This window comes from Spiroplasma endosymbiont of Poecilobothrus nobilitatus, from assembly GCF_964030655.1.
Classification (GTDB): domain Bacteria; phylum Bacillota_I; class Bacilli_A; order Mycoplasmatales; family Mycoplasmataceae; genus Spiroplasma.
Genome location: NZ_OZ034915.1, coordinates 796,219 through 820,288, shown reverse-complemented (window position 1 = coordinate 820,288; position 24,070 = coordinate 796,219). Strand labels below are relative to the sequence as shown.

The following is a 24,070-nucleotide window of genomic DNA, read 5'->3' as shown; positions in this document are numbered from 1 at the left end:
TTGCCATTCCAAACTTTTAATATTGTTATTTAACTTTTTTATACGTTAAAATATAATACCGATGATTGTTGGTTTGGCGTTAAACCTTTATGCTGGTATTTTCATTTTCAGAGATTTAAATAATTTTGAATGTTCGTGAAACCTAAGCCATGATAATGAATTAAGGATTCTTTAAGATTTGATTGTAATTTACTAATTTTATTTAACTTCCGATAACTAGCATCAGAATTTGCGCTAGTTTTAGTTGCTAATAAAATAGAATTTGTTTGTTTTGCTACTAATAAATATAATGGTTGCATGTCAGAAATAATAATTGAATTTTCTTTGATTAATTGTTTATTAATATTTTCAATAATTCACTGTTTTTGTAATCGTTTTGTGTTGGTTGATTTAACATAAATATTATTATTGCTATCAACAGCCATTTGAATAGAACATTTAGTGTTGGTTGAAAATGAATCAAGATGAATTTTTCTTTTATCAAATTTATCTTTAAAATTACCTTTGTGGATTTCTTTAATAAATGTTTCATCGATTTGAATTTGGCCATTTAACATTTTAAATTTTAATTGGGTGTTTTCTAATTGTTTTGATTTCATTATTTTTTGGCGATTATATCAAGCGGTTTTCGGTGATGTTTTAATAAAGTGGGAAATCATTTTACTAGATTGGCCTAATAATGAAATTTGAATCAATAAATTTCACTGTTCATAATTTAAATGACTTCAATATGTAAAATGATCACGAAAAGCATCAAAACTAGCACGACATTTTTTGCATAAATATTTTTGTTTCCCTTCAGGATTATGACCATTTTTAACACAATAAAAAGATTGACAATTAGGACATTTAATACCTTTATCCCTAAATTTTTGATCAATTTCATTTAAGCGTTTTTGTTTTTTAATTAATTCTGCTTCTTTTTTGACTTTTTCATGAAATTCTAAAAATTGATCATCTGTTAAACTATTTATTAATTCTTCAATTATTTTTTCCATTAATTATTCACCTCTTATATTATAAAATATACCTAATTTTAGGTATATTTTATAAATATCAAGAGTTTTCTACAAAATTAAAGGCCGTTTTAAAAAAAAAATTTTTTATTTTTTTGCTATAATAAAGTAGGAGATTTTTAAAAGGAGAAAAAATATGGAAAATTCAACGAGAAAAGTAGTTTTAGTTGGATGTGGAATGGTTGGAAACAGCTTTTTATATTCAGCTATGAACAGAGGGATTGCACAACATTATGTGCTAATTGATGCGTTTCGACAAGCAGCAGAAGGGAATGCTATTGATTTATCAGATGCAACTGCTGTTTTAGAAAATCGTTTTAGTACAATTAAACTTGGTGATTATAGTGATTGTAAAGATGCTGATTTAATTGTTATTACAGCAGGAAGACCACAACGAGATGGTGAAACACGATTAGATATGGTTGCTGATAATGCAAGAATTATGCAAGATATTGCTTTAAAAATTAAAGCCTCAGGTTTTAAGGGTGTTACGTTAATTGCTTCAAATCCGGTGGATGTTCTGGCATCAGTTTATCAAAAAGTAACTGGTTATTCAAAAAATAAAGTTATTTCTTCAGGAACAACTTTAGATTCAGCACGTTTAAGAAGATTAGTTGGTAATAAATTAAACATTGCTCCAGCTAGTGTTAATGCCTATGTTTTGGGTGAACATGGTGATTCATCAGTTTCTGTTTGATCAAAAGCTTCAATTATGCAAAAATCAATTGCTGATTTTGTGGCGGAAGGAAAATTAACAGAAAAAGATTTAGAAGATATGCACCAACAAATGATGAAAATGGCTTATACAATCATTGATTTGAAAAAAGCAACTTTTTATGGAATTGGCGTATGTTTATCATCAATTGCAAAAGCAATTTTAAATGATGAAAGATCAACCTTTTTAATTGGTGCAAAATGTGAAGGCGAATATAATGTTACGGGAACTTACATTGGTGTACCAGCAGTTATTGGTGCTAATGGGATTGAAGAAATTATTGAGTGAAAATTAACAAAAGAAGAGCAAGTTAAATTTGAAAAATCAGCGACACAATTACATGAAGCTTTAAATGTTGCTATTGCAGCATTAAAATAAGTAATATTTAAGATGACTTTTTTTAGAGTGCACCCATTTTAGTAAGTACTAATAAAAAGTATTTACTATTTTTTTAATTATATCTTTTTCTTTACGATTTGAATATCATGTATTTCATTTTATAACATCTTGTATATATTATTCATGTGAATTATATTGGAATGGCAACACTTTTTAGGACACTTTTTATATAGACATTTGTTTTCTAAAAGTAACTGGAGATAAATAATTTAAACTGCCATGAATTCGAATATTGTTATATCAATGCACAAAATCAAAAAGTTCGTATTTTAATTGTGTTAAATTTTTAAATTTTTTACCCTTAATAAATTCAGTTTTAAAAGTTTTGTAAGTTGTTTCAGCCACAGCATTATCATAAGGGCAGCCTTTATTGCTTAATGATCTTTTAATATTAAAAGTTATTAAAATTTCATCAATGATTTTATTTTTAAACTCATTACCATGATCAGTATGAAATAGAGTTATTTGATTTAATGGTCGTGTTATTTTATGAAAAGCTTGTTGGACCAGTTCGGCTGTTTTATTCGGCCCAGCACTATAACCAATTATTTCACGATTAAACAAGTCAATTAATAAACAAATATAATGTCATTTAGCGCCAACTTGAACATATGTTAAATCACTAACAATAACTTCATTAGGTTTTTTGTTGTTAAATTGACGATTTAAAATATTATTAATTTGGTCATTATTGACTGTTGTTTTATGATTATGATATTTTAATTTGGTGTATTTAGAAACCAAATTATTTTTGATCATAAAGAATCTGATTTTTCGCCGCGATAAGATGATATCTTTTCTGTTTAAAATAACTTTAATTTTGCGAGCCCCATAAATTTTACGACTTTTATTAAAGGCACTGATAATTTCTTGTTCATAATTATTAACTTGCTTGTTAATACATTTATTAGTTTGATAATAATACGTTGATTTTGATAAACCCAAAATCTTACATATTTTTCTTACTGAATATTTTGTTTTGTTGTTATTAATTATTGTTATTTTTTGGCCATTATCAGTGCGGCTTGCTTTAAAATGTCATTTTCCATTTTCAAGTCTTTAAGTTCTTTTCGTAAAGTTATTATTTCATTTTCTTCTAGTGTGCGATTGTCTTTTGCTTTAAATGAACCATAATTATTATAATTTTTAACTCAACTATAAATAGTTGGTTTTGATAAATTATATTCTTACCATAGATTAATAACACTTTTACCATTTTTATATAGCATGACAATTTGTTTTTTAAATTCTTCAGAGTATGAAGTTTTATTTCCCATTTTTATATTCCTTCTTTCTTAATAATTTTATCTAATTTTGAAGTCTATATAATTATGGTCCTAATAATTGTAGCCTATCCAAAGATATAATTAAAAAAATAGTAAATACTTTTTATTAGCACTTACTAAAATGGGTGCACTCTAATTCAATCACTTTTTTTTGTTCAAGGTGCTTTTCTATTAATTAAATCATAATATAATTTACCTTCTAAATGTCCTTGTTCATGTTGAAAAACAATTGCTTCAAGTCCGCGTGCAGTAATTGTTACTTGTTGTTGTTTTAAATAATCATAACCTTCAATAATAATTCGAAAACTACGAGGGACAAAACCTTCTTTATCACCATTAACGCTTAAACAGCCTTCGCCTTCTTCTATGCAAGCTATTTGATCACTTTTTCCAATAATTTTAGGATTAATCATTGCATGTTCAATTATTTTTTTATCTCCTGTTTCGTCATTTGTCTCTTCAATTCGAATATAATACATTTTAAGATTATGTCCAATTTGAGGAGCGGCTAAACCAACAGCTGGTCTAATTGTATGACCACTATTTTTTTGCGGATCTTGGGAATATCTTACAAAATCAATTAATTTTTGCATTACAAGTTCATTTTCGGGCGCTAATGGTAAAGAGACATCAATTGATGGTTGTCGAATTGACGGTGTATCATCAAATATTAGTCAGTCTTTAGTTGGTTTTTCATTTTGCAACATTAAAAATCACCTCTTAAAAAATTATAACATATTCAGCAATTATTAAAGAAAATTCTAAAGTTTTAGTATAATAAAAAAAAGAAAGAAAAGGGTTAAGAAGATGCGCATAATTAGTGGAAAATATAAGGGTTATCAAATTAAAACATTAGATGGAATGAATACCAGGCCAATGACGGCCCGTGTTAAAGAAGATACATTTAATATTTTAGATAATTATTTTATTTATGAAAATAAAATTGGATTAGATATTTTTGCTGGAAGTGGTCAATTAGGAATTGAAGGGTTATCACGAGGGTTACAACAATGTTATTTTAATGATTCGCACCAGGGTGCCTGCAAAATTATTGAAACTAATTTAAATAACTTAAAAATAAATAATGCAAAGGTATTAAATTATGATTATAAAGTTTTATTAAATTGAATGATACAACAAAAAGTATTAATTGATATTTTATTTTTAGACCCACCTTTTAAACAAATTGAGTATTATTATGATATTATTACTATAATATTGAATAACAATATTATCAATAACTATGGAATAATAGTTTGTGAATCAAATCAAGTGTTGTCATTTTATCAATTTAATTTAGTTATGTTACGCTGTAAAACATATAAAAAAAAGTATTTGTATATATTAAGATTAGAAAAAGGAGAACATTAATGTGTATAAAAAGGGTTTTTTAATTATTTTTTCTGGCCCATCAGGAGTCGGGAAAGGGACAATATACCAAGAACTTTTTAAATATGAGGAGTTGAATTTGGCTTATTCAGTTTCAATGACAACAAGAGCAAAAAGGCGGGATGAAGTTGAAGGGGTAAATTATTTTTTTGTTGACCAACCAACATTTGAAGCTGCAATTAAAAATGATGAATTATTAGAATATGCTGAATTTGTAGGTAATTATTATGGTACGCCAAAATCATATTGTATTGAACAAATTAATAATAGAAAAAATGTTTTATTAGAAATTGAAGTACAAGGTGCAACACAAGTGTTACAGAAAGTAACTGATGCAGTTTCAATTTTTTTAATTCCACCAAGTTTAGAAGAATTAGAAAAACGAATTCGAGGCCGAAAAAGTGAACCCGAAGAAGTATTACAAGCACGATTAGCAAAAGCAGCTGATGAACTTCCATTGCAAAGTAATTATAATTATGTTGTGGTAAATAACACTGTAGAACAAGCAGTTGCAGAAATTAAAACAATTTTAGAACAAGAAATTGCTAATCGCTCGTAGTTTAAAGGATTAAGAAATGCAAGCAAGAGAAATAGCATGGAATATCTTATAAAAAATTTTTGCAAAAAATAAGTTTAGTAATCATTTATTATCAAATACTGTAGATCAAAATGATGATTTTACTGACCAAGATAAAACTTTAATTTATCGAATTGTTTATGGTACTTTAAAAAAATAAATTGTATTTAGAATATATTGCTAATCAATTTATTGAATCCAAAAAACTAATCAAAAATTACAAGTTCTATTATGAATGAGTATTTATCAATTTCGTTTTTTAGATCGTATCCCTAATTATGCAATTGTTAATGAAGCTGTTAATATTAGTAAAAGTCTTAGTCCAAAATATGCTGGTTTTATTAATGCTACGTTAAAAAAGATTTTTGACAGTAAAGATGAGATTTTTGAAATTAAGATTGCTTATGAAACAAAAAAAATAAGTATTAAATATAGTTTTCCATCATCATTATATTTAATTCTTCGTAATGAATATAGTGAAGATATTGCTCGGTAAGTAATGGTTGATAGTTTAACAATTCTAAAAATTTCATTTCGCGTTAATACCCTAAAAATTAGTCTAGATGAATTATTAGCTCAATATTCAAATTATAATTTAACAAAAAGTTTAGTATTGGAATGGCAACACTTTTTAGGACACTTTTTATATAGACATTTGTTTTATAAAAGTAACTGAAGATAAATAATTTAAACTGCCATGAATTCGAATATTGTTATATCAATGCACAAAATCAAAAAGTTCGTATTTTAATTGTGTTAAATTTTTAAATTTTTTACCCTTAATAAATTCAGTTTTAAAAATTTTGTAAGTTGTTTCAGCCACAGCATTATCATAAGGGCAGCCTTTATTGCTTAATGATCTTTTAATATTAAAAGTTATTAAAATTTCATCAATGATTTTATTTTTAAACTCATTACCACGATCAGTATGAAATAGAGTTATTTGATTTAATGGTCGTGTTATTTTATGAAAAGCTTGTTGGACCAGTTCGGCTGTTTTATTCGGCCCAGCACTATAACCAATTATTTCACGATTAAACAAGTCAATTAATAAACAAATATAATGTCATTTAGCGCCAACTTTAACATATGTTAAATCACTAACAATAACTTCATTAGGTTTTTTGTTGTTAAATTGACGATTTAAAATATTATTAATTTGGTCATTATTGACTGTTGTTTTATGATTATGATATTTTAATTTGGTGTATTTAGAAACCAAATTATTTTTGATCATAAAGAATCTGATTTTTCGCCGCGATAAGATGATATCTTTTCTGTTTAAAATAACTTTAATTTTGCGAGCCCCATAAATTTTGCGACTTTTATTAAAAGCACTGATAATTTCTTGTTCATAATTATTAACTTGCTTGTTAATACATTTATTAGTTTGATAATAATACGTTGATTTTGATAAACCCAAAATCTTACATATTTTTCTTACTGAATATTTTGTTTTGTTGTTATTAATTATTGTTATTTTTTGGCGATTATCAGTGCGGCTTGCTTTAAAATGTCATTTTCCATTCGTGATTGTTTGTTTTCTTTTCGCAAGTAAATTAATTCATTTTCTTCGAAAGCGCGATTATCTTTTGCTTTAAATGAACCAGAATTATTATAATTTTTAACTCAACTATAAATAGTTGGTTTTGGTAAATTATATTCTTGCCCTAGATTAATAACACTTTTACCATTTTTATATAGCATGACAATTTGTTTTTTAAATTCTTCAGAGTATGAAGTTTTATTTCCCATTTTTATATTCCTTCTTTCTTAATAATTTTATCTAATTTTGAAGTCTATATAATTATGGTCCTAATAATTGTAGCCTATCCAAAACCCAAAAATGTAATAATCCATAGTGATCATGGTATTCAGTACATTAAACAAGAATGAAATATTTTAACTGGTCAATTAGATATGTGAATGTCAATGTCTCGGAAAAGCAATCCTGCTGATAATGGTTGTTGTGAAACGTGATTTAAATCTTATAAATATGAATGTTTAAATTTAATTCCTAAAAGCAACAGAACAAAAGAAGTTTTAATGAAAGTTACACATAATTATGTAAATTTTTATAATAATTACCGTCCTTTAACAAAATTAAAAGGAATGAGCCCCGTTGAGTACAGACTTCATTCCTATAGTTCTTTTTTCGTATCCATTTTTATTGACAATTTAAAACCTAAGCTTTTTTCTTACTACCGAAAATAATACTGATGGATTTTATTATTGTAAAATTAGAAAAAAAAGATAAGTAAAGACTGCACCCCAAAAAGTAAGTAAAATAAAAAAAGATTTTGTTAAATTTTTATAGGGGGTGCATTTTTATACGGCAAAAAAAGGACAAAAATATAACAAATATACATCAGAATTTAGAACAAAAATCATTGAGGAAATTAAACAAAAAAGTTGTTGAATAGTAGCAAAACAATATAATATAAATGCAAATACAGTAGAATCTTGATGAACAAATCATAAAAAAGGAAAATTAAACAATCCTAAAGGACCTAAAATTTCTTTTGGCAAAAGAAATTTATAATATTATAAAACAAGGTATGAATTATTAAAAAAGATCCATGACTTTTACAATTAAGCAAACTAAGAATAGAGTGCATCAATTTTAGTAAGTACTAATAAAAAGTATTTACTATTTTTTAATTATATCTTTTTCTTTACGATTTTAATATCATGTATTTCATTTTATAACATCTTGTATATATTCTTCATGTGAATTATATATTTTATTATGGATTGTAGCTTTCTTAAGTAATGAATGAAAACTTTCTATAACAATATTATCTGCACAGTGGTATTTTTTCCCCATTGAAATTATAATACCGTTAGATAAACATTTATCGTGATAAATAGTGGATGTATATTGATATCCGTGATCTGAGTGAATTATTATTCCATTCAGATCTTTTTTTATTAATTTTATTTTATTAATTGCATCATTTAAATTATCCATTACTAATTTATTGTCATTATATTTAGATCACTTTACATCAAGTATTTCTTTAGTATATCCATCAATAATTGTTGATTGATAATATCTTTCTCCTTTTCAAATTAAATATGTTACATCAGTATATAGTACTGAAAACCTTGTTTTTATATCATTGAATTTACGTTTAATTAAATCAGGATATTGCAATAAGCTTTTTTATTTATTCTGTTTATACTTTATTTTTCTTCTAATTTTTCTTACATATTAAGGTTGTATTTTATTATCGCGCATAATTCTTAAAAATTTTTTTGAATTATATTTTATACCATAATCTTCTTTTAAATATTTAGTAATTCTTCGATAACCAAATTGTTTTAAATTTTCTTCATAGACTTTTACAATATCATTTATTGCTTTTTTATCTTTTTTGATACTGTCATAATTTTTATATTTATTTCAATAACTACGTTTTAACCCTGTTACTTCTAGTAATAATTTTATTGAATATTCACGACAATTTTGTTTAATAAAAGAGACTATTATTAGTTTGCTTAATTGTAAAAGTCATGGAGCTTTTTTAATAATTCATACCTTGTTTTATAATATTCTAAATTTCTTTTGCCAAAAGAAATTTTAGGTCCTTTAGGATTGTTTAATTTTCCTTTTTTATGATTTGTTCATCAAGATTCTACTGTATTTGCATTTATATTATATTGTTTTGCTACTATTCAACAACTTTTTTGTTTAATTTCCTCAATGATTTTTGTTCTAAATTATGATGTATATTTGTTATATTTTTGTCCTTTTTTTGCCATATAAAAATGCACCCCCTATAAAAATTTAACAAAATCTTTTTTATTTTACTTACTTTTTGGGGCGCAGTCTTGAATAGCCTCTTTTATTAAACAAAATTGTCGTGAATATTCAATAAAATTATTACTAGAAGTAACAGGGTTAAAACGTAGTTATTGAAATAAATATAAAAATTATGACAGTAGCAAAAAAGATAAAAAAGCAATAAATGATATTGCAAAAGTCTATGAAGAAAATTTAAAACAATTTGGTTATCGAAGAATTACTAAATATTTAAAAGAAGATTATGGTATAAAATATAATTCAAAAAAAGTTTTAAGAATTATGCGCGATAATCAAATACAACCTTAATATGTAAGAAAAATGAGAAGAAAAATAAAGTATAAACAGAATAAAGAAAAAAGCTTATTGCAATATCCTGATTTAATTAAACGTAAATTCAATGATATAAAAACAAGGTTTTCAGTACTATATACTGATGTAACATATTTAATTTGAAAAGGAGAAAGATATTATCAATCAACAATTATTGATGGATATAATAAAGAAATAGTTGATGTAAAGTGATCTAAATATAATGACAATAAATTAGTAATGGATAATTTAAATGATGCAATTAATAAAATAAAATTAATAAAAAAAGATCTGAATGGAATAATAATTCACTCAGATCACGGATATCAATATACATCCACTATTTATTACGATAAATGTTTATCTAACGGTATTATAATTTAAATGGGGAAAAAATACCACTGTGCAGATAATATTGTTATAGAAAGTTTTCATTCATTACTTAAGAAAGCTACAATCCATAATAAAATATATAATTCACATGAAGAATATATACAAGATGTTATAAAATGAAATACATGATATTCAAATCGTAAAGAAAAAGATATAATTAAAAAATAGTAAATACTTTTTATTAGTACTTACTAAAATGGATGCACTCTAGTAATTATAAAAACTATGTAAAATATATATAAATAAAAGAAGAAAGGAAGCACAATTATGAATACGAATGTTAAATTAATTGAAAATCTGTTACAAGAGTACTTAAAGGCAAATAATTTAACAACACCAGTGATGGTTGAAAAACCACGTCAAGAAGGATTTGGCCATTTATCAACCAATTTGGCTTTGTTACTAGCAAAAAAATTAAAAAAGGCACCAAATAAAATTGCTGAAGAAGTTATTGCTTTTATTGAAAAAAATAATAAATCATATTTTAAAAAGATTGAAATTGCTGGCGCGGGATTTATTAATTTTACCTTAGCTGATGATCAGTTACATCAAGTTATTAATGAGGTTTTAAAACGAGAAGAAAAATATGGATATTCAGCTCCAAAGAATTTTACTTATAATTTAGAAATTGTTTCAGCTAATCCAACGGGATTTTTACATATTGGTCATGCTCGGAATGGTGCCATTGGTGACAGTGTTGCTCGGATTTTGCGAGCAGCTGGTTATCATGTTCAAACTGAATATTATGTTAATGATGCTGGTAATCAAATAAATACTTTAGCAGTGACGGTTTTTGTTAGTTATTTAAATTTATTAGGTAAAAAAACCGAATTACCTCCCGATGCATATCGTGGCGATATGTATGATGATGTTACACAATATTTTGTTGACAATTATCAAGATAAATTTATTAATTTAACTTTTGATAAGGATTATAAAATTAGTGATCCAAAGGTACACGAAATGTTTCGCAAAAAATCAGTTGATTTATTTTTAGATATTATTAAAAAACAATTAAAATTATTTCGAGTTGATATTGAATATTATTCTTCTGAAGCTTCAATGTACGAGGGAGGAAAAATTGATGCAACGTTAGCACAATATGCCAAACTGGGAAAGACTTATGAACAAGATGGTGCGTTATGATTAAAAACAACTGACTTTGGTGATGATAAAGATCGTGTTTTAGTTAAATCAAATGGTGATTTAACTTATATTACTCCTGATTTAGCATCACATAATGAACGTTTAATGCGAAGCAAAGCAGATAAATTGGTTAATTTTTGGGGTGGTGATCATCACGGTTATATTGTGCGAATGTTAGCGGGGTTACAGTTATTAGGTTATAAAAAATACATTTTAGATATTGACATGATTCAAATGGTACGGTTGATTAAAGACGGTGTTGAATATAAAATGAGTAAACGAAAAGGGACAGCAGTTTGATTAATTGACTTAATTGAGGAAATTGGAGTTGACCCAATTCGTTATATGTTAGCTTCAAAAAGTGCTCAAAGTCATATGGACTTAGATATTGATATTTTAAAAGAGCATTCTTCAAAAAACCCTGTTTATTATGCACAATATGCAACAGCGCGTTGTAATAGTGTGCTAAAACAAGATAAAATGAGCAAAATTAATATTACGGATGTTAAAACCTTTGAATTATTAACATCACAAAAAGAATTAGACCTTTTAAATGAGATTGATTTATTTAATCGTTGCATTGAAGGAGCAGCAAAATTACGCCAACCACATCTTGTCTGTGATTATGTGCAAAATATTGCGCGGCAATTCCATTCATATTATAATGAAACAAAAGTTATTAATTTAGATAACTTAGAATTAACAAAACAGCGTTTAGTATTTATTGAAGTAATTTATCAAGTTTTATCAAATGCCTTTAATTTATTAGGGGTTAATGTTATTGAACAGATGTAATTATTTAGGTTATGTTATAATCTATAAGACAGAAAGAGGGTGCAGGTGTGTTACAAAATAATTGAGATGTTTTTTTATTTAATCCATTAATGTTATTATTGTTATTTGTTATTTACATATTAATTTTAATAAAAAACATTAAAATTAAACATACTAGTCAGAAGGCATTCTTTATTCAAACGTTTTTATATTGATTTGCATTATCAGCAATTATTGGTGATAATTTTGAGTTCCGTGATTTATTCTTTGCCGCATCAATTAATAATATGGAAGTAATTGCCATTATTGCAGCAACTTCCCTTTCTCTTTATGCTTTTTTAGCGATGATTCCTTATGTATTTTTACATAAGGTTTTTTCTCTTATTGGCTGACATTTTTTTCAATATACAATGTTTGGAATATCAATGCTTGGAATTTTTATTTTAATTGTTTATCCTTCAGTGCCAACATTAATTATCGCGGCAATTTTTCTTGGTTTTGGAATTATTACGAAGGCTAGTTATTTTTTATCATATAATGAGGCATATGGCCGTAAGTTTTTTCCATTTAAAACAATTAGTTTAGTAGCACCATTAATGACATTTGCGCTTATTTTTGGTAGTGAGTTTAACAATATTGTTATTACAGTAGGAAGTAATTTAACTAATAATTTGCAAATAGGAATTATTGGAATTGGTGCAATAATTGCTATTGCAGGTGCAACCATTTTATATGCTTTATTTTCACATAAAGAATTTACATCAACATCATTTACGGCTGAACAACAAAAAATGTTTGAACCATTTAAATGAGGAAAAGTATTAATTATCTTTTTTATGGTGATTTTAATTATTATTTTAAAAGAAGTGTCTCAATCAAATATTTATATTTGATTGTTAGGTCAACGCACATGAGAAAAATACCATGATGTTTGAAAAGTCAACCAATTTGTTCGTTTAAATGAACAATTATTCTTAATTCCACAATTTTTTGGTGCTTATTTAGCTTGTCATTTACTTTATAATAAAATTGGTGTTAAATATTGCTTTGGGTTAGGGTTATTACTATGATTTATTTTCTTTAGTATTACTGCATTTAATCATTCGCCAGAAGCTTACTTAGCATTGCAAGTTATTAATGGATTAGCTTTTGCTATGTGTTTTAACATTTTGTTTGCAATGACGTGTGAATGAAAATATCGTTCACCAACAAATAAACCGATTGTAGCGCAATTTCAATTATTATGATTTGGGTTAGAATTCATTATTAAATTTGTTGATGATGTGATGCGTGATAAAAAGGTTGGTATATTTAAAGAATATATTTATGGTCAACAATATATTCCCCTTGATAGTTTTGTGATTCAAATTGATAATATTACAACAATTATTTCAACAATTTGTGCCACAATTGTTTTACTTTTATTGTTAATATTTTATTATACCTCAGACCTAATTTTAACTGAATATCGTAATCATTTACGTTTATTAGTTCCGAAAGTTAATCTATTATTACGAGAAAGTTTTATTAGTCGTGTTAAATCAAATATTAATTCTGAAACAAATAACAAGAAAAAAACTTAAATAAAATAATTTTTGTTTTGATAAAAAAGAATATTTTTAGTATTTTTTTAAATTATGGTTAAAGGAGATTAGAATGAAAAAAATAATTAAGATTTTAATGGCATTACAAATAGGCACTACTTCTGCTAGTTTTTTAACATCTTGTGTTAAAAAATACCAATATATGTATGATATTTGGGTAATTACTAGTGGCGGGTCAATTAATGATAAATCTTATATTCAATCAGCGTGAGAAGGAGCAAACAAATATATCGTGTCACAATTTGCCCAAGTTCCAATGATAAAATGACAAGATAGTCCATTGCGAGCTAGCTATTTTGAACCAAATGGTATTACACCGGGTGAATTTAAAGCAGCTTATATTACAGCTAGTATTGCTGGGGCAAAGACGCTAATTTTACCTGGCTTTAGTCATGCCAATACCATTGGTTGAGCAGCAAACTTAGTGGATAATGTTATTTTTATTGATGGTGGTGGTCAGAATGTCCATAAAAATATGGACCCATATGGTCCGTTAGCTGATAATATTGTAGGAATTTTATTTCAAAAAGAAATTGCTGGTTTTTTAGCGGGTCTTATTACAACAATATGACTTAATTTGCACCAAACAGAATTTCAACAGCAGTTAAATATTGCAACTTATGGAGGAATGGATAATCCAGTTGGCGTTTCAAATTATTTATGAGGATTTTTATTATCAGCGGATGTATTTAATGAAATTATTAAGACCGATATTACATATCCTAATTTACATCAATTGATGACAGATATTTTAGCAATAATTAAAAAAATAAACCCCAAAATTAATAATTTATTACCAATAAAAAAAGTTCAGGAAGTATTAAATGACAATGAATCATGGTTTTCACAATCATTTAACCATGGAGAAGGAAAAGTAATTTCTGATTATTTAATTAATAAAAAAGCAAGTATTATTTTTCCTGTTGCAGGACCACAAACCCAAGATACAATTGACCGAATTAAATATAATAAAACGAAAGCAAAAGTTGTTGGAGTTGATACAGCACAATCTCAAATATATGGTGATGAATATATTATTACTAGTGGGTTATTAAATATTGCACAAGCAACACAAGATGCCTTATCTAATATCTATTCATCAACTTGTAGTTATAATAATGTAACTAAGCAATGAGATAATAAGAAGCTTGATTCTTGTTGAATTAATACTGACCAATCTTCAAAAACAAATCCAAATTGATTAGGCATTGAAAAAACAAAATGGATTGATGATAGTATTATTAATTATATTAATAACGATGCAAAGATTACTAAATTAACAACAACAATTGGGATAATTTATGATCAAATTAAACAAGGACATTTTACTGATACATTAAAATTAACTTATCAAACACAAAATAAAGTAAAGACTGAATTATTAGAGACGTTAGAAAAGGGTTTAAAATAAAAATAATAGACCGAATATCAAATTAGGTACCTCCTAAACCGCTTAACGGGCGGTTTAATGACTAACTATTTTTGAAAATAGTTTAAAATTATTGTTAAACTGGTACCTAAAATAATATTCGAACAAATAATATATTTTTTTTAATTTTGTAGAAAACTCTTGATGAAATAAAAAAAATCATCAATATGATAACTTTAAAAGAAAATTATATAAACTTTTAATATTGTTATTTAACTTTTTTATACGTTAAAATATAATACTGATGATTGTTGGTTTGGCGTTAAACCTTTATGCTGGTATTTTCATTTTCAGAGATTTAAATAATTTTGAATGTTCGTGAAACCTAAGCCATGATAATGAATTAAGGATTCTTTAAGATTTGATTGTAATTTACTAATTTTATTTAACTTCCGATAACTAGCATCAGAATTTGCACTAGTTTTAGTTGCTAATAAAATATAATTTGTTTGTTTTGCTACTAATAAATATAATGGTTGCATGTCAGAAATAATAATTGAATTTTCTTTGATTAATTGTTTATTAATATTTTCAATAATTCACTGTTTTTGTAATCGTTTTGTGTTGACTGATTTAACATAAATATTATTATTGCTATCAACAGCCATTTGAATACAACATTTAGTGTTGGTTGAAAATGAATTAAGATGAATTTTTCTTTTATCAAATTTATCTTTAAAATTACCTTTGTGGATTTCTTTAATAAATGTTTCATCGATTTGAATTTGGCCATTTAAAGTTTTAAATTTTAATTGGGTGTTTTCTAATTGTTTTGATTTCATTATTTTTTGGCGATTATATCAAGCGGTTTTCGGTGATGTTTTAATAAAACGGGAAATCATTTTACTAGATTGGCCTAATAATGAAATTTGAATCAATAAATTTCACTGTTCATAATTTAAATGACTTCAATACGTAAAATGATCACGAAAAGCATCAAAACTAGCGCGACATTTTTTGCATAAATATTTTTGTTTTCCTTCAGGATTATGACCATTTTTAACACAATAAAAAGATTGACAATTAGGACATTTAATACCTTTATCCCTAAATTTTTGATCAATTTCATTTAAGCGTTTTTTTTTTTTAATTAATTCTGCTTCTTTTTTGACTTTTTCATGAAATTCTAAAAATTGATCATCTGTTAAACTATTTATTAATTCTTCAATTATTTTTTCCATTAATTATTCACCTCTTATATTAAGAATATACCTAATTTTAGGTATATTTTATAAATATCAAGAGTTTTCTACAAAATTAAAGTATATTTTTTGCATAAATTTTAAAAAGTATAGTATAATACTCATAGATAGTGTGGTGTTTATATGGAGGGCTTCTTGACAACAAGTATAACAATCTTAGATTTAGACATTCCAGTAATCGGGTTAATTAGTTTTCTACTAGGATTTGCAGCGCTATTATTATTTGTTTATTTTATTATTACTTTTTCTTTATTTCGAAGTAAAAAAAGCAGTAGTAATTGAACGAATATTGTAAAATTAAAACAAGAAACTAGTTTTAAGGAAAACATTGAGTATTTTGAACAAGAAATTATGCTAGCTAAAAAAATGGGTGATAAAAACTAGCAGTTTCTTTTTTAATACAATGTTATTCACATTTAGGGCAGGTGAAACAAAGAATGGGTTTTTTTAATACGGTTAAATCTTTTATAGTGAAAGATAAACAACATGAACAATCACCAATGCAATCAGCAAATCGTTTTGGTGATAATTTTAATCCTGAATTAATAAATCAAAATAATGCTGATTTTAACCAAAATCAACCCTATCCAAATGGGATGCCACAAAATCATCTTTCGTCAAATCAATACTTTCGTCCAAATGAAGCATATAAACAAAACCAATTAAATAATATGGAAATGTTATATCAAAATAATAATACAATTCGCCCAGCACGAATGAACTTAAGTAACCAATATAATTATTATGCTAATAATCATGACCGCCAGTATCTTGAAGAAGAACGTGATGCAATGAATGTAAATGCTTCACAAATGCCACCGGGTTATGTTGAACCATATTATAATCATGATGCTGCGCAAAATTATTCACGCCCAGTTCATCAACAAATTTTACCACGTCGAATTCAGCAGCATGTAACAAGTTCTAATTATGATCAATATTGGTCAGGACAACAAAATCAAGGGCGATATGACAATGCCGAATTTATGGGATATCAGAATTACCGTGATGGTTATGTTAACGATGATAATATGTATGCAAATCAATATCGTCCTCTTTATCAATCGCGTGTTGCATCACCATATCATCAATCACAAGTTAATGAACAATTTAATCGTTCAGAATTAGTTTATGATAGCAAAGGAGCCTATCGTGGTGTAAATTCAGCACAATATTTTGATGATAATCAAATGATGACAAACTCAATGCCGGCGCCACCGTCGTATTATCAAAATGGTCATTTTACTCCATCAGCGCAATTTGATCAACCAGCTTTAACAAACAGCAGCGAAAATAATCGTTATGCTTATCAGCCCCAGATATCAGAAAAACAACGTCGTCGTCGTTTTAAAAAAAAATATGCTAACCGTTTAATTCCTTTAGAAATTGCTCGTGAGATTCGTTGGGAAAAAATTCGTACCTTAATTATGATTATTATTGGTTTTATTGGCACAATGATGACAAGTTTATTTATTGCCTTATATTTTATTTCTCATCAACAAGAATTAGAAGCAATTATGGGAATTAAAGCGAAATATATTCCTCATCCATTTTTGACAATTACTTTTTTGTTAATTTCTCTAGGATTATTGTTTGCTGGTATTTTTGATTTATCACGAGTTCGAATTGAAACAAATAGTTATCTTTCTAATTTAACACGAGGGAATCATACTATTCCGCATTTCTTAATTGATAATTATAAAAAAATGACTGTTCGCAGTATTGTTTTAAATTGATTAGCATTTCCGACTTATTTCTTTGGTGGAATTATTTTAGGAATTTTATATGGTTTTCAACAACATTCGGGTGAAGAGTTCCGGTTTGGTTTTTGAAGTTGAGGCATTGTTGATGATTTAACAGCAGCCATTACAATTACAATTATTATTTTAATCGTAACATTAGGCGTTCATATTGCGAATATTGTTTTAACAAAAAAAAGAAAAGCAAATATTATTTGTTATTATGGATATGAAATTGTTCATCCAGAAGAATTAGCAGCTTTAAAGAAAAAAACAAACCGTATTTGTTTAGTAATTTTTATTGTTTTCTTAATTATTTTAACACTAGTAATTTCAATTCCATGATTAATTGCTCGTCGTCGTAAACGAAACGGTGACGCATTACTTGGTCGTTGATTTAACCGAAATTAAATATTGTTTTAAAAATAATTGATAATGTTTTTCTTAACCAAAAGATAAATAACAATTGTTATAGTTTATTATTAAATTATAATGTTAGGAGAAACATTTTTATATGAAAATAGCATTAAATTTTAATAATATGATTTCTTAATATCTTTTATTTGCAAGATAACTTTTATCTTGCAAATAATTTGTTAAAGGCACGAGTGCGCTTTTTTATCCAATATAATAATAAATATCTTATTGAAGAAAGGTGACATATTGATGAAAAAGTTATTAACTCTTTTTAGTGCTTTTGTGTTAGACAGTGGTAGTGCGTTTGGGGTGGCTAGTTGTACCGCGCGTCCAAAGCATGAGCCTGATGAAGACCAGTTCGATGAACAGCAAGATCTTGGCATTTTAAATAAGATAAAAAACGAAGCAAAGCAAACTTTATAAGCGTAATGGGATACAAAGAAAACAATTGATATTAATGATTATCCGGAACAAATTTTTTCATTTACAGAGTGAGTAGGAAAGTTAAAATCAGAGGATGATGGTTTAACTTTAAAAAGTAATACAATTAGTAGATATCGTTTTTTAACACAGTTGCTTGTTGGTTTTAAAGCAGAGTTTGTTAATTTTAATCAAGATTTACGAGATCGCTATTCAAATTATTATGTTGATACAATGCCGTTGTTTTTAGCGGAGGATGATATTTCATTTACTTTGTATAATATTAATTTTGATAACATCGCAAAGTTATTACAAGATACTCCGCAAGCAGTATTGGGAATTACAGTGCAGGTTAATCTTGTTTATGAAGTGAGATTTAAAGGATTGCAAGCGAGGGATAACATTGAATCTCTAGAAACTATAACTAATGATTTAGATGTTTTAAATAAGATTCAGGATAATATTGAGGAGTATTTTACTAATTTTGTTAATAAAGTTTTGAAAGATCAAAATTATCAAATTATAATGCCAAAGTATGTTAATCAAATAAACCCCGGCGAGATAATTTGGGATATTGTTACAGAGGATTTAAAAAAGCAAAATATTTTGTTTTTTGGTACTTATCTTATATCCACCATGTCTTATTTTAAAGTTTTATTTATTCAAACTATGGTTTTCTTAAAGAGCAGTCTGTGTTAGCGCGGGCATGTGAGAACTATAATTTCGATAAATTAACACCAGAAAATTTTTTAAACTTTTATAAAAAGACATATATTCTAAATCAACTAACTGAGTACGAAGATTATTATGTTTTGTTTAAAATAGATTTTTTTATTATAAATAACTTTATGATTCAAGGTTTACAATTTAAACGTAACCGCACTGAAATAAAATTAAAACAAAATGTTGAATTTTTAGTAGCAAAAAATAAATTTAATTCTGAATTGGAAGAATTTGCAAAATTGTTGATAGATTTTTGACATTGTTTTAGGTTAGAAACATATTATGAGAATTATCGCCTTGTTTTTAAGATGGACCAATCGACTTTTGATGAGGTACTTAAAAGTGCTAGTGTTTTAGAACAAAAGGTAGAAACAGATAATATTGTTCCATTTTTTGGACCTATTGTTGATTTTTTTATCACTATAAAAAATTTAAAAAAATTGAGTTTTATTTCACTAATGTTGATCAGATTGATGGTTCTACATATAAAATTAATCTAATTAATAAAACGGAAAAATTCTTTACTGTAAAATTATTAAGAAAAATTCCCGCTGGTGGTAAGAAAGATAAGAGTTTTGGTCTGCCAATAATGGTTTCAAATGGTAAATTTTACTATAGTTTTTTTATTTCTCCAAGTAAAGAAGAAGTTATTATTAATAATGGTGAATATTCATTTTTACAGATAATTTAATTTGAGGTTGATTAATTTTTAAATAAAATCTTTTAATTTAATTATTAAAAAACATATAACTATTGCACTTGAAATTATAATCTATATTATTAAAATATAAAAGAAGTGAGGATTAATAATGATTGAACATTTATATGTACATATTCCTTTTTGTGACCATATTTGTTTTTATTGTGATTTTTTTAAAATTAAAAAATCACGCCCAATAATGATTGAAGAATATTTAACTTCATTAGCACATGAAATTGCTCAGCCTCATCCTGATTTTGCTTTAAAAACAATTTATTTGGGAGGAGGAACACCAAATAGTTTAGATGATAATCAATTAGAACAACTATTACAACTTTTACAAAAAGTTGTGCAAGAACCAATAATTGAATATACAATTGAATTAAATCCAGAAAAAATTACAAAAAGTCAATTACAGCTTTTAAAGAAATATCAGATTAACCGTCTTTCAATTGGTGTTGAAACTTTTAATGATCAGTTATTAAAAAAAGTTAATCGTTATCATAATAGTTCTGATGTTGTTAATAGTTATTACTTAGCTCGTCAAGAAGGTTTTGATAATATTTCGTTTGACTTAATTTATAATTTATTTGATCAGACACAAGCTGATATTGAGGCAGATTTGTTAATGATTCAAAAATTACAACCTGATCATATTAGTTGATATTCGTTAATTTTAAAAGAAAATTCATATTGGGGTAAAACAAAACTTAAATTACCAGAGTATGATATTGCATTTGATGAAATTATTAATACTGCATTAACTAAAATAGGTTATGAAAGATACGAAATTTCAAATTATACTAATAACAACAAAAAATCACAACATAATTTAGCATATTGAACTAATAAGTCTTTTTGATTACTTGGCCCTAGTGCAGCTGGTTTTATTAATAACGATGGTTATTATTTATTACAGAATTCGCGAAAATATGCTAATTGAACACAAACTAAAACAGAATTATCGTTAAAGGATTATTATTTTCAAATTTTAATGATGGGATTACGCGTTTTAAATGGCATTGATTTAACAAAGGTTAAAGATGCAAAAGCAGTAGTAGATTACTATCAAAATAAAATTGATGTAGAAGTGCAAAAAAATAATTTAGTTTTTGATAATAATCATTTACGTTGTACAAGCCAAGGCTTAAATATTTTAAATGATATTTTAGTTAATATTATTGATTAATACTTATGCTATAATGTAACTAAAGAAGATGGATAGGCCACAATTATTAGGACCATAATTATATAGACTTCAAAATTAGATAAAATTATTAAGAAAGAAGGAATATAAAAATGGGAAATAAAACTTCATACTATGAAGAATTTAAAAAACAAATTGTCATGCTATATAAAAATGGTAAAAGTGTTATTAATCTAGGACAAGAATATAATTTACCAAAACCAACTATTTATAGTTGAGTTAAAAATTATAATAATTCTGGTTCATTTAAAGCAAAAGACAATCGCACACTAGAAGAAAATGAAATAATAACTTTACGAAAAGAACTTAAAGACTTGAAAATAGAAAATGACATTTTAAAGCAAGCCGCACTGATAATGGCCAAAAAATAACAATAATTAATAACAACAAAACAAAATATTCAGTAAGAAAAATATGTAAGATTTTGGGTTTATCAAAATCAACGTATTATTATCAAACTAATAAATGTATTAACAAGCAAGTTAATAATTATGAACAAGAAATTATCAGTGTCTTTAATAAAAGTCGCAAAATTTATGGGGCTCGCAAAATTAAAGTTATTTTAAACAGAAAAGATATCATCTTATCGCGGCGAAAAATCAGATTCTTTATGATCAAAAATAATTTGGTTTCTAAATACACCAAATTAAAATATCATAATCATAAAACAACAGTCAATAATGACCAAATTAATAATATTTTAAATCGTCAATTTAACAACAAAAAACCTAATGAAGTTATTGTTAGTGATTTAACATATGTTCAAGTTGGCGCTAAATGACTGGAATGGCAACACTTTTTAGGACACTTTTTATATAGACATTTGTTTTTTAAAAGTAACTGGAGATAAATAATTTAAACTGCCATGAATTCGAATATTGTTATATCAATGCACAAAATCAAAAAGTTCGTATTTTAATTGTGTTAAATTTTTAAATTTTTTACCCTTAATAAATTCAGTTTTAAAAGTTTTGTAAGTTGTTTCAGCCACAGCATTTCATAAGGGCAGCCTTTATTGCTTAATGATCTTTTAATATTAAAAGTTATTAAAATTTCATCAATGATTTTATTTTTAAACTCATTACCACGATCAGTATGAAATAGAGTTATTTGATTTAATGGTCGTGTTATTTTATGAAAAGATTGTTGGACCAGTTCGGCTGTTTTATTCGGACCAGCACTATAACCAATTATTTCACGATTAAACAAGTCAATTAATAAACAAATATAATGTCATTTAGCGCCAACTTGAACATATGTTAAATCACTAACAATAACTTCATTAGGTTTTTTGTTGTTAAATTGACGATTTAAAATATTATTAATTTGGTCATTATTGACTGTTGTTTTATGATTATGATATTTTAATTTGGTGTATTTAGAAACCAAATTATTTTTGATCATAAATAATCTGATTTTTCGCCGCGATAAGATGATATCTTTTCTGTTTAAAATAACTTTAATTTTGCGAGCCCCATAAATTTTGCGACTTTTATTAAAGGCACTGATAATTTCTTGTTCATAATTATTAACTTGCTTGTTAATACATTTATTAGTTTGATAATAATACGTTGATTTTAGTAAACCTAAAATCTTACATATTTTTCTTACTGAATATTTTGTTTTGTTGTTATTAATTATTGTTATTTTTTGGCCATTATCAGTGCGGCTTGCTTTAAAATGTCATTTTCCATTTTCAGGTCTTTAAGTTCTTTTCGTAAAGTTATTATTTTATTTTCTTCTAGTGTGCGATTGTCTTTTGCTTTAAATGAACCAGAATTATTATAATTTTTAACTCAACTATAAATAGTTGGTTTTGGTAAATTATATTCTTGCCCTAGATTAATAACACTTTTACCATTTTTATATAGCATGACAATTTGTTTTTTAAATTCTTCAGAGTATGAAGTTTTATTTCCCATTTTTATATTCCTTCTTTCTTAATAATTTTATCTAATTTTGAAGTCTATATAATTATGGTCCTAATAATTGTGGCCTATCCAATTTGAACCTATGTGAGAAAATAAAAAGAAAGTTGAAAATAAAATATTTTTTTCAACTATGCATGTTGGTATTAATGAAAAAAGTCAACGAAAAAAAGAAAAAAAATGAAAAATAAAAAAGGCGTTTTTCAAATGATGAATAAAAATGATAAATCTAATATTGATAGTTTTATTGATAAAATTTTTAAATTAATCGATACTTATGATATTAATGAAGATACTAAAATATTAATATTAAGTGATGGTGAAAAAAAATTAAAAAATTTATAAAGCAAGCAATAAAAGCAAAATATAAAAATAACAATGTATCATATAGTTTAGATAAATTTCATTTAGTAAAAAGATTTAAAGAATTATTTCCAAATCGTAAGAAAAACCGAATTCATAGATTAAAATATAAATTAACAAAAATATATTTTTTTACTGGAAATTATGAAGCATTATTAGATTTTTTAATGTGTCATTTACCTTATGTTATTGATAATAAAAAGAAAATTTTATTAGAAACTATTGAATTAATTAAAAATAATAAAGAAGGCATTGAAAATCAAGCGTTAGAATATAATATTGGTTGTCACATGGAAGGCGATATATCACACTATATTAAAGCTGTTAAGGGGCGCGGGGTGCGAAAATTTATTGTAAAGAAACATTTACCAATATGTTAATTACTTAAATGTTAAGACTTAATAGTCAAATCAATGAAGAAAAAATTGATAAAACTAATAAAAATAAAGAAAAAATTGAATTTAATATTTTTAATTTAAATTAATCTCAAAATCAATTTTTATGTTTATAAATTTCAATTGTAAAA

Annotated in this window: 28 protein-coding genes and 2 pseudogenes; 22 read left to right on the top strand and 8 right to left on the bottom strand. The window is 25.8% G+C overall.

Features of this window, described 5'->3' with window-relative positions; translation table 4 throughout:
• Positions 1 to 38: 38 nt before the first annotated feature.
• Positions 39 to 998, bottom strand: coding sequence for an IS1/IS1595 family N-terminal zinc-binding domain-containing protein (locus AAHM76_RS04735; protein WP_342255536.1), 960 nt, complete (start codon positions 996 to 998; stop codon positions 39 to 41).
• 154 nt (positions 999 to 1,152) lie between these two features.
• Here AAHM76_RS04735 and AAHM76_RS04730 point away from each other — a divergent pair, with 154 nt between their 5' ends.
• Positions 1,153 to 2,109 carry an L-lactate dehydrogenase gene (locus AAHM76_RS04730; RefSeq protein WP_342255535.1) on the top strand — a complete coding sequence of 319 codons (957 nt, stop codon included), beginning with the start codon at positions 1,153 to 1,155 and terminating at the stop codon, positions 2,107 to 2,109.
• A gap of 186 nt (positions 2,110 to 2,295) precedes the next feature.
• Here AAHM76_RS04730 and AAHM76_RS04725 read toward each other — a convergent pair.
• Both AAHM76_RS04725 and def read right to left on the bottom strand, forming a co-directional pair.
• Positions 2,296 to 3,407: pseudogene (locus AAHM76_RS04725) on the bottom strand (IS3 family transposase).
• Between the two features lie 125 nt (positions 3,408 to 3,532).
• Positions 3,533 to 4,123 carry a peptide deformylase gene (gene def, locus AAHM76_RS04720; RefSeq protein WP_342255534.1) on the bottom strand — a complete coding sequence of 197 codons (591 nt, stop codon included), beginning with the start codon at positions 4,121 to 4,123 and terminating at the stop codon, positions 3,533 to 3,535.
• Between the two features lie 100 nt (positions 4,124 to 4,223).
• Here def and rsmD point away from each other — a divergent pair, with 100 nt between their 5' ends.
• The 3 genes from rsmD (at position 4,224) to AAHM76_RS04705 (ending at position 5,878) form a co-directional block, all read left to right on the top strand.
• Complete coding sequence (gene rsmD, locus AAHM76_RS04715; RefSeq protein WP_342255533.1) at positions 4,224 to 4,787, top strand: 16S rRNA (guanine(966)-N(2))-methyltransferase RsmD; 564 nt, start codon at positions 4,224 to 4,226, stop codon at positions 4,785 to 4,787.
• A 1-nt stretch (position 4,788) separates the two neighbouring features.
• Complete coding sequence (gene gmk, locus AAHM76_RS04710) at positions 4,789 to 5,364, top strand: guanylate kinase (RefSeq protein ID WP_342255532.1); 576 nt, start codon at positions 4,789 to 4,791, stop codon at positions 5,362 to 5,364.
• Between the two features lie 253 nt (positions 5,365 to 5,617).
• Positions 5,618 to 5,878 carry a transcription antitermination factor NusB gene (locus AAHM76_RS04705; RefSeq protein WP_342255531.1) on the top strand — a complete coding sequence of 87 codons (261 nt, stop codon included), beginning with the start codon at positions 5,618 to 5,620 and terminating at the stop codon, positions 5,876 to 5,878.
• Positions 5,879 to 6,025: 147 nt separating this feature from the next.
• Here the strand turns inward: AAHM76_RS04705 and AAHM76_RS04700 are convergent.
• A protein-coding gene (locus AAHM76_RS04700) for an IS3 family transposase (protein WP_342255530.1) occupies positions 6,026 to 7,137 on the bottom strand; the annotation gives its coding sequence in 2 pieces (ribosomal slippage) (positions 6,026 to 6,894 and positions 6,894 to 7,137; 1,113 coding nt in all).
• A gap of 54 nt (positions 7,138 to 7,191) precedes the next feature.
• On the opposite strand from AAHM76_RS04700, the gene AAHM76_RS08550 reads away from it, so the two are divergent.
• Together AAHM76_RS08550 and AAHM76_RS04695 are read left to right on the top strand one after the other, a co-directional pair.
• On the top strand, positions 7,192 to 7,596 hold the full coding sequence (locus AAHM76_RS08550) for a transposase (RefSeq protein WP_425289424.1): 405 nt from the start codon (positions 7,192 to 7,194) through the stop codon (positions 7,594 to 7,596).
• A gap of 106 nt (positions 7,597 to 7,702) precedes the next feature.
• Positions 7,703 to 7,924, top strand: coding sequence for a hypothetical protein (locus AAHM76_RS04695; RefSeq protein WP_342255529.1), 222 nt, complete (start codon positions 7,703 to 7,705; stop codon positions 7,922 to 7,924).
• A gap of 141 nt (positions 7,925 to 8,065) precedes the next feature.
• Here AAHM76_RS04695 and AAHM76_RS04690 read toward each other — a convergent pair whose 3' ends face one another.
• Positions 8,066 to 8,539: a DDE-type integrase/transposase/recombinase gene (locus AAHM76_RS04690; RefSeq protein WP_342255528.1), complete on the bottom strand. Its 474-nt coding sequence runs from the start codon at positions 8,537 to 8,539 to the stop codon at positions 8,066 to 8,068.
• A 57-nt stretch (positions 8,540 to 8,596) separates the two neighbouring features.
• Entirely contained in the window at positions 8,597 to 8,743 is a 147-nt protein-coding gene (locus tag AAHM76_RS08545; RefSeq protein ID WP_425289466.1) for a transposase, read from the bottom strand.
• A 429-nt stretch (positions 8,744 to 9,172) separates the two neighbouring features.
• On the opposite strand from AAHM76_RS08545, the gene AAHM76_RS08540 reads away from it, so the two are divergent.
• From AAHM76_RS08540 to AAHM76_RS04665, 6 genes are all read left to right on the top strand, one after another.
• Positions 9,173 to 9,496 carry an IS3 family transposase gene (locus AAHM76_RS08540; protein ID WP_425289465.1) on the top strand — a complete coding sequence of 108 codons (324 nt, stop codon included), beginning with the start codon at positions 9,173 to 9,175 and terminating at the stop codon, positions 9,494 to 9,496.
• A 12-nt stretch (positions 9,497 to 9,508) separates the two neighbouring features.
• A complete protein-coding gene (locus AAHM76_RS04685) occupies positions 9,509 to 9,883 on the top strand; it encodes a DDE-type integrase/transposase/recombinase (RefSeq protein ID WP_342255527.1) in 375 nt (124 codons plus the stop codon).
• On the top strand, positions 9,884 to 10,060 hold the full coding sequence (locus AAHM76_RS04680) for a hypothetical protein (RefSeq protein ID WP_158613888.1): 177 nt from the start codon (positions 9,884 to 9,886) through the stop codon (positions 10,058 to 10,060). It abuts the gene before it with no gap.
• 99 nt (positions 10,061 to 10,159) lie between these two features.
• Positions 10,160 to 11,833, top strand: coding sequence for an arginine--tRNA ligase (argS, locus tag AAHM76_RS04675; protein ID WP_342255526.1), 1,674 nt, complete (start codon positions 10,160 to 10,162; stop codon positions 11,831 to 11,833).
• A 47-nt stretch (positions 11,834 to 11,880) separates the two neighbouring features.
• Positions 11,881 to 13,395 carry a hypothetical protein gene (locus AAHM76_RS04670; protein ID WP_342255525.1) on the top strand — a complete coding sequence of 505 codons (1,515 nt, stop codon included), beginning with the start codon at positions 11,881 to 11,883 and terminating at the stop codon, positions 13,393 to 13,395.
• Between the two features lie 73 nt (positions 13,396 to 13,468).
• Entirely contained in the window at positions 13,469 to 14,827 is a 1,359-nt protein-coding gene (locus AAHM76_RS04665) for a BMP family ABC transporter substrate-binding protein (RefSeq protein WP_342255524.1), read from the top strand.
• Positions 14,828 to 15,066: 239 nt separating this feature from the next.
• Here the strand turns inward: AAHM76_RS04665 and AAHM76_RS04660 are convergent, their stop codons facing one another.
• Positions 15,067 to 16,026 (bottom strand): IS1/IS1595 family N-terminal zinc-binding domain-containing protein, encoded by a 960-nt coding sequence (locus AAHM76_RS04660; RefSeq protein ID WP_342255523.1) that lies wholly within the window; start codon positions 16,024 to 16,026, stop codon positions 15,067 to 15,069.
• A gap of 144 nt (positions 16,027 to 16,170) precedes the next feature.
• Between AAHM76_RS04660 and AAHM76_RS04655 the strand changes: the two genes are divergently transcribed.
• The 8 genes from AAHM76_RS04655 to AAHM76_RS04620 all read left to right on the top strand — a co-directional run bounded on the left by AAHM76_RS04655 (position 16,171) and on the right by AAHM76_RS04620 (position 22,103).
• A complete protein-coding gene (locus AAHM76_RS04655; RefSeq protein WP_342255522.1) occupies positions 16,171 to 16,431 on the top strand; it encodes a hypothetical protein in 261 nt (86 codons plus the stop codon).
• Between the two features lie 53 nt (positions 16,432 to 16,484).
• On the top strand, positions 16,485 to 18,197 hold the full coding sequence (locus AAHM76_RS04650) for an MSC_0882 family membrane protein (protein WP_342255521.1): 1,713 nt from the start codon (positions 16,485 to 16,487) through the stop codon (positions 18,195 to 18,197).
• A 255-nt stretch (positions 18,198 to 18,452) separates the two neighbouring features.
• Positions 18,453 to 18,626: a hypothetical protein gene (locus tag AAHM76_RS04645; protein WP_342255520.1), complete on the top strand. Its 174-nt coding sequence runs from the start codon at positions 18,453 to 18,455 to the stop codon at positions 18,624 to 18,626.
• Positions 18,627 to 18,776: 150 nt separating this feature from the next.
• Positions 18,777 to 19,322 (top strand): hypothetical protein, encoded by a 546-nt coding sequence (locus AAHM76_RS04640; protein ID WP_342255519.1) that lies wholly within the window; start codon positions 18,777 to 18,779, stop codon positions 19,320 to 19,322.
• A gap of 113 nt (positions 19,323 to 19,435) precedes the next feature.
• Complete coding sequence (locus AAHM76_RS04635; RefSeq protein ID WP_342255518.1) at positions 19,436 to 19,846, top strand: hypothetical protein; 411 nt, start codon at positions 19,436 to 19,438, stop codon at positions 19,844 to 19,846.
• Positions 19,847 to 20,155: 309 nt separating this feature from the next.
• On the top strand, positions 20,156 to 21,235 hold the full coding sequence (gene hemW / locus AAHM76_RS04630; protein WP_342255517.1) for a radical SAM family heme chaperone HemW: 1,080 nt from the start codon (positions 20,156 to 20,158) through the stop codon (positions 21,233 to 21,235).
• Between the two features lie 110 nt (positions 21,236 to 21,345).
• Positions 21,346 to 21,624 (top strand): transposase, encoded by a 279-nt coding sequence (locus tag AAHM76_RS04625; RefSeq protein ID WP_342255516.1) that lies wholly within the window; start codon positions 21,346 to 21,348, stop codon positions 21,622 to 21,624.
• Positions 21,625 to 21,677: 53 nt separating this feature from the next.
• Entirely contained in the window at positions 21,678 to 22,103 is a 426-nt protein-coding gene (locus tag AAHM76_RS04620; RefSeq protein WP_342255515.1) for an IS3 family transposase, read from the top strand.
• On the opposite strand, the pseudogene AAHM76_RS04615 reads toward AAHM76_RS04620, so the two are convergent.
• Positions 22,065 to 23,175 (bottom strand): annotated as a pseudogene (locus AAHM76_RS04615) (IS3 family transposase). The gene AAHM76_RS04620 and the pseudogene AAHM76_RS04615 overlap by 39 nt on opposite strands.
• A gap of 186 nt (positions 23,176 to 23,361) precedes the next feature.
• Between AAHM76_RS04615 and AAHM76_RS04610 the strand changes: the two are divergent.
• Together AAHM76_RS04610 and AAHM76_RS04605 are read left to right on the top strand one after the other, a co-directional pair.
• Positions 23,362 to 23,526, top strand: a complete 165-nt coding sequence (locus AAHM76_RS04610) for a hypothetical protein (RefSeq protein ID WP_342255514.1) — start codon at positions 23,362 to 23,364, stop codon at positions 23,524 to 23,526.
• Between the two features lie 185 nt (positions 23,527 to 23,711).
• On the top strand, positions 23,712 to 23,924 hold the full coding sequence (locus AAHM76_RS04605; protein WP_342255513.1) for a hypothetical protein: 213 nt from the start codon (positions 23,712 to 23,714) through the stop codon (positions 23,922 to 23,924).
• The last annotated feature ends 146 nt before the right edge of the window (positions 23,925 to 24,070 follow it).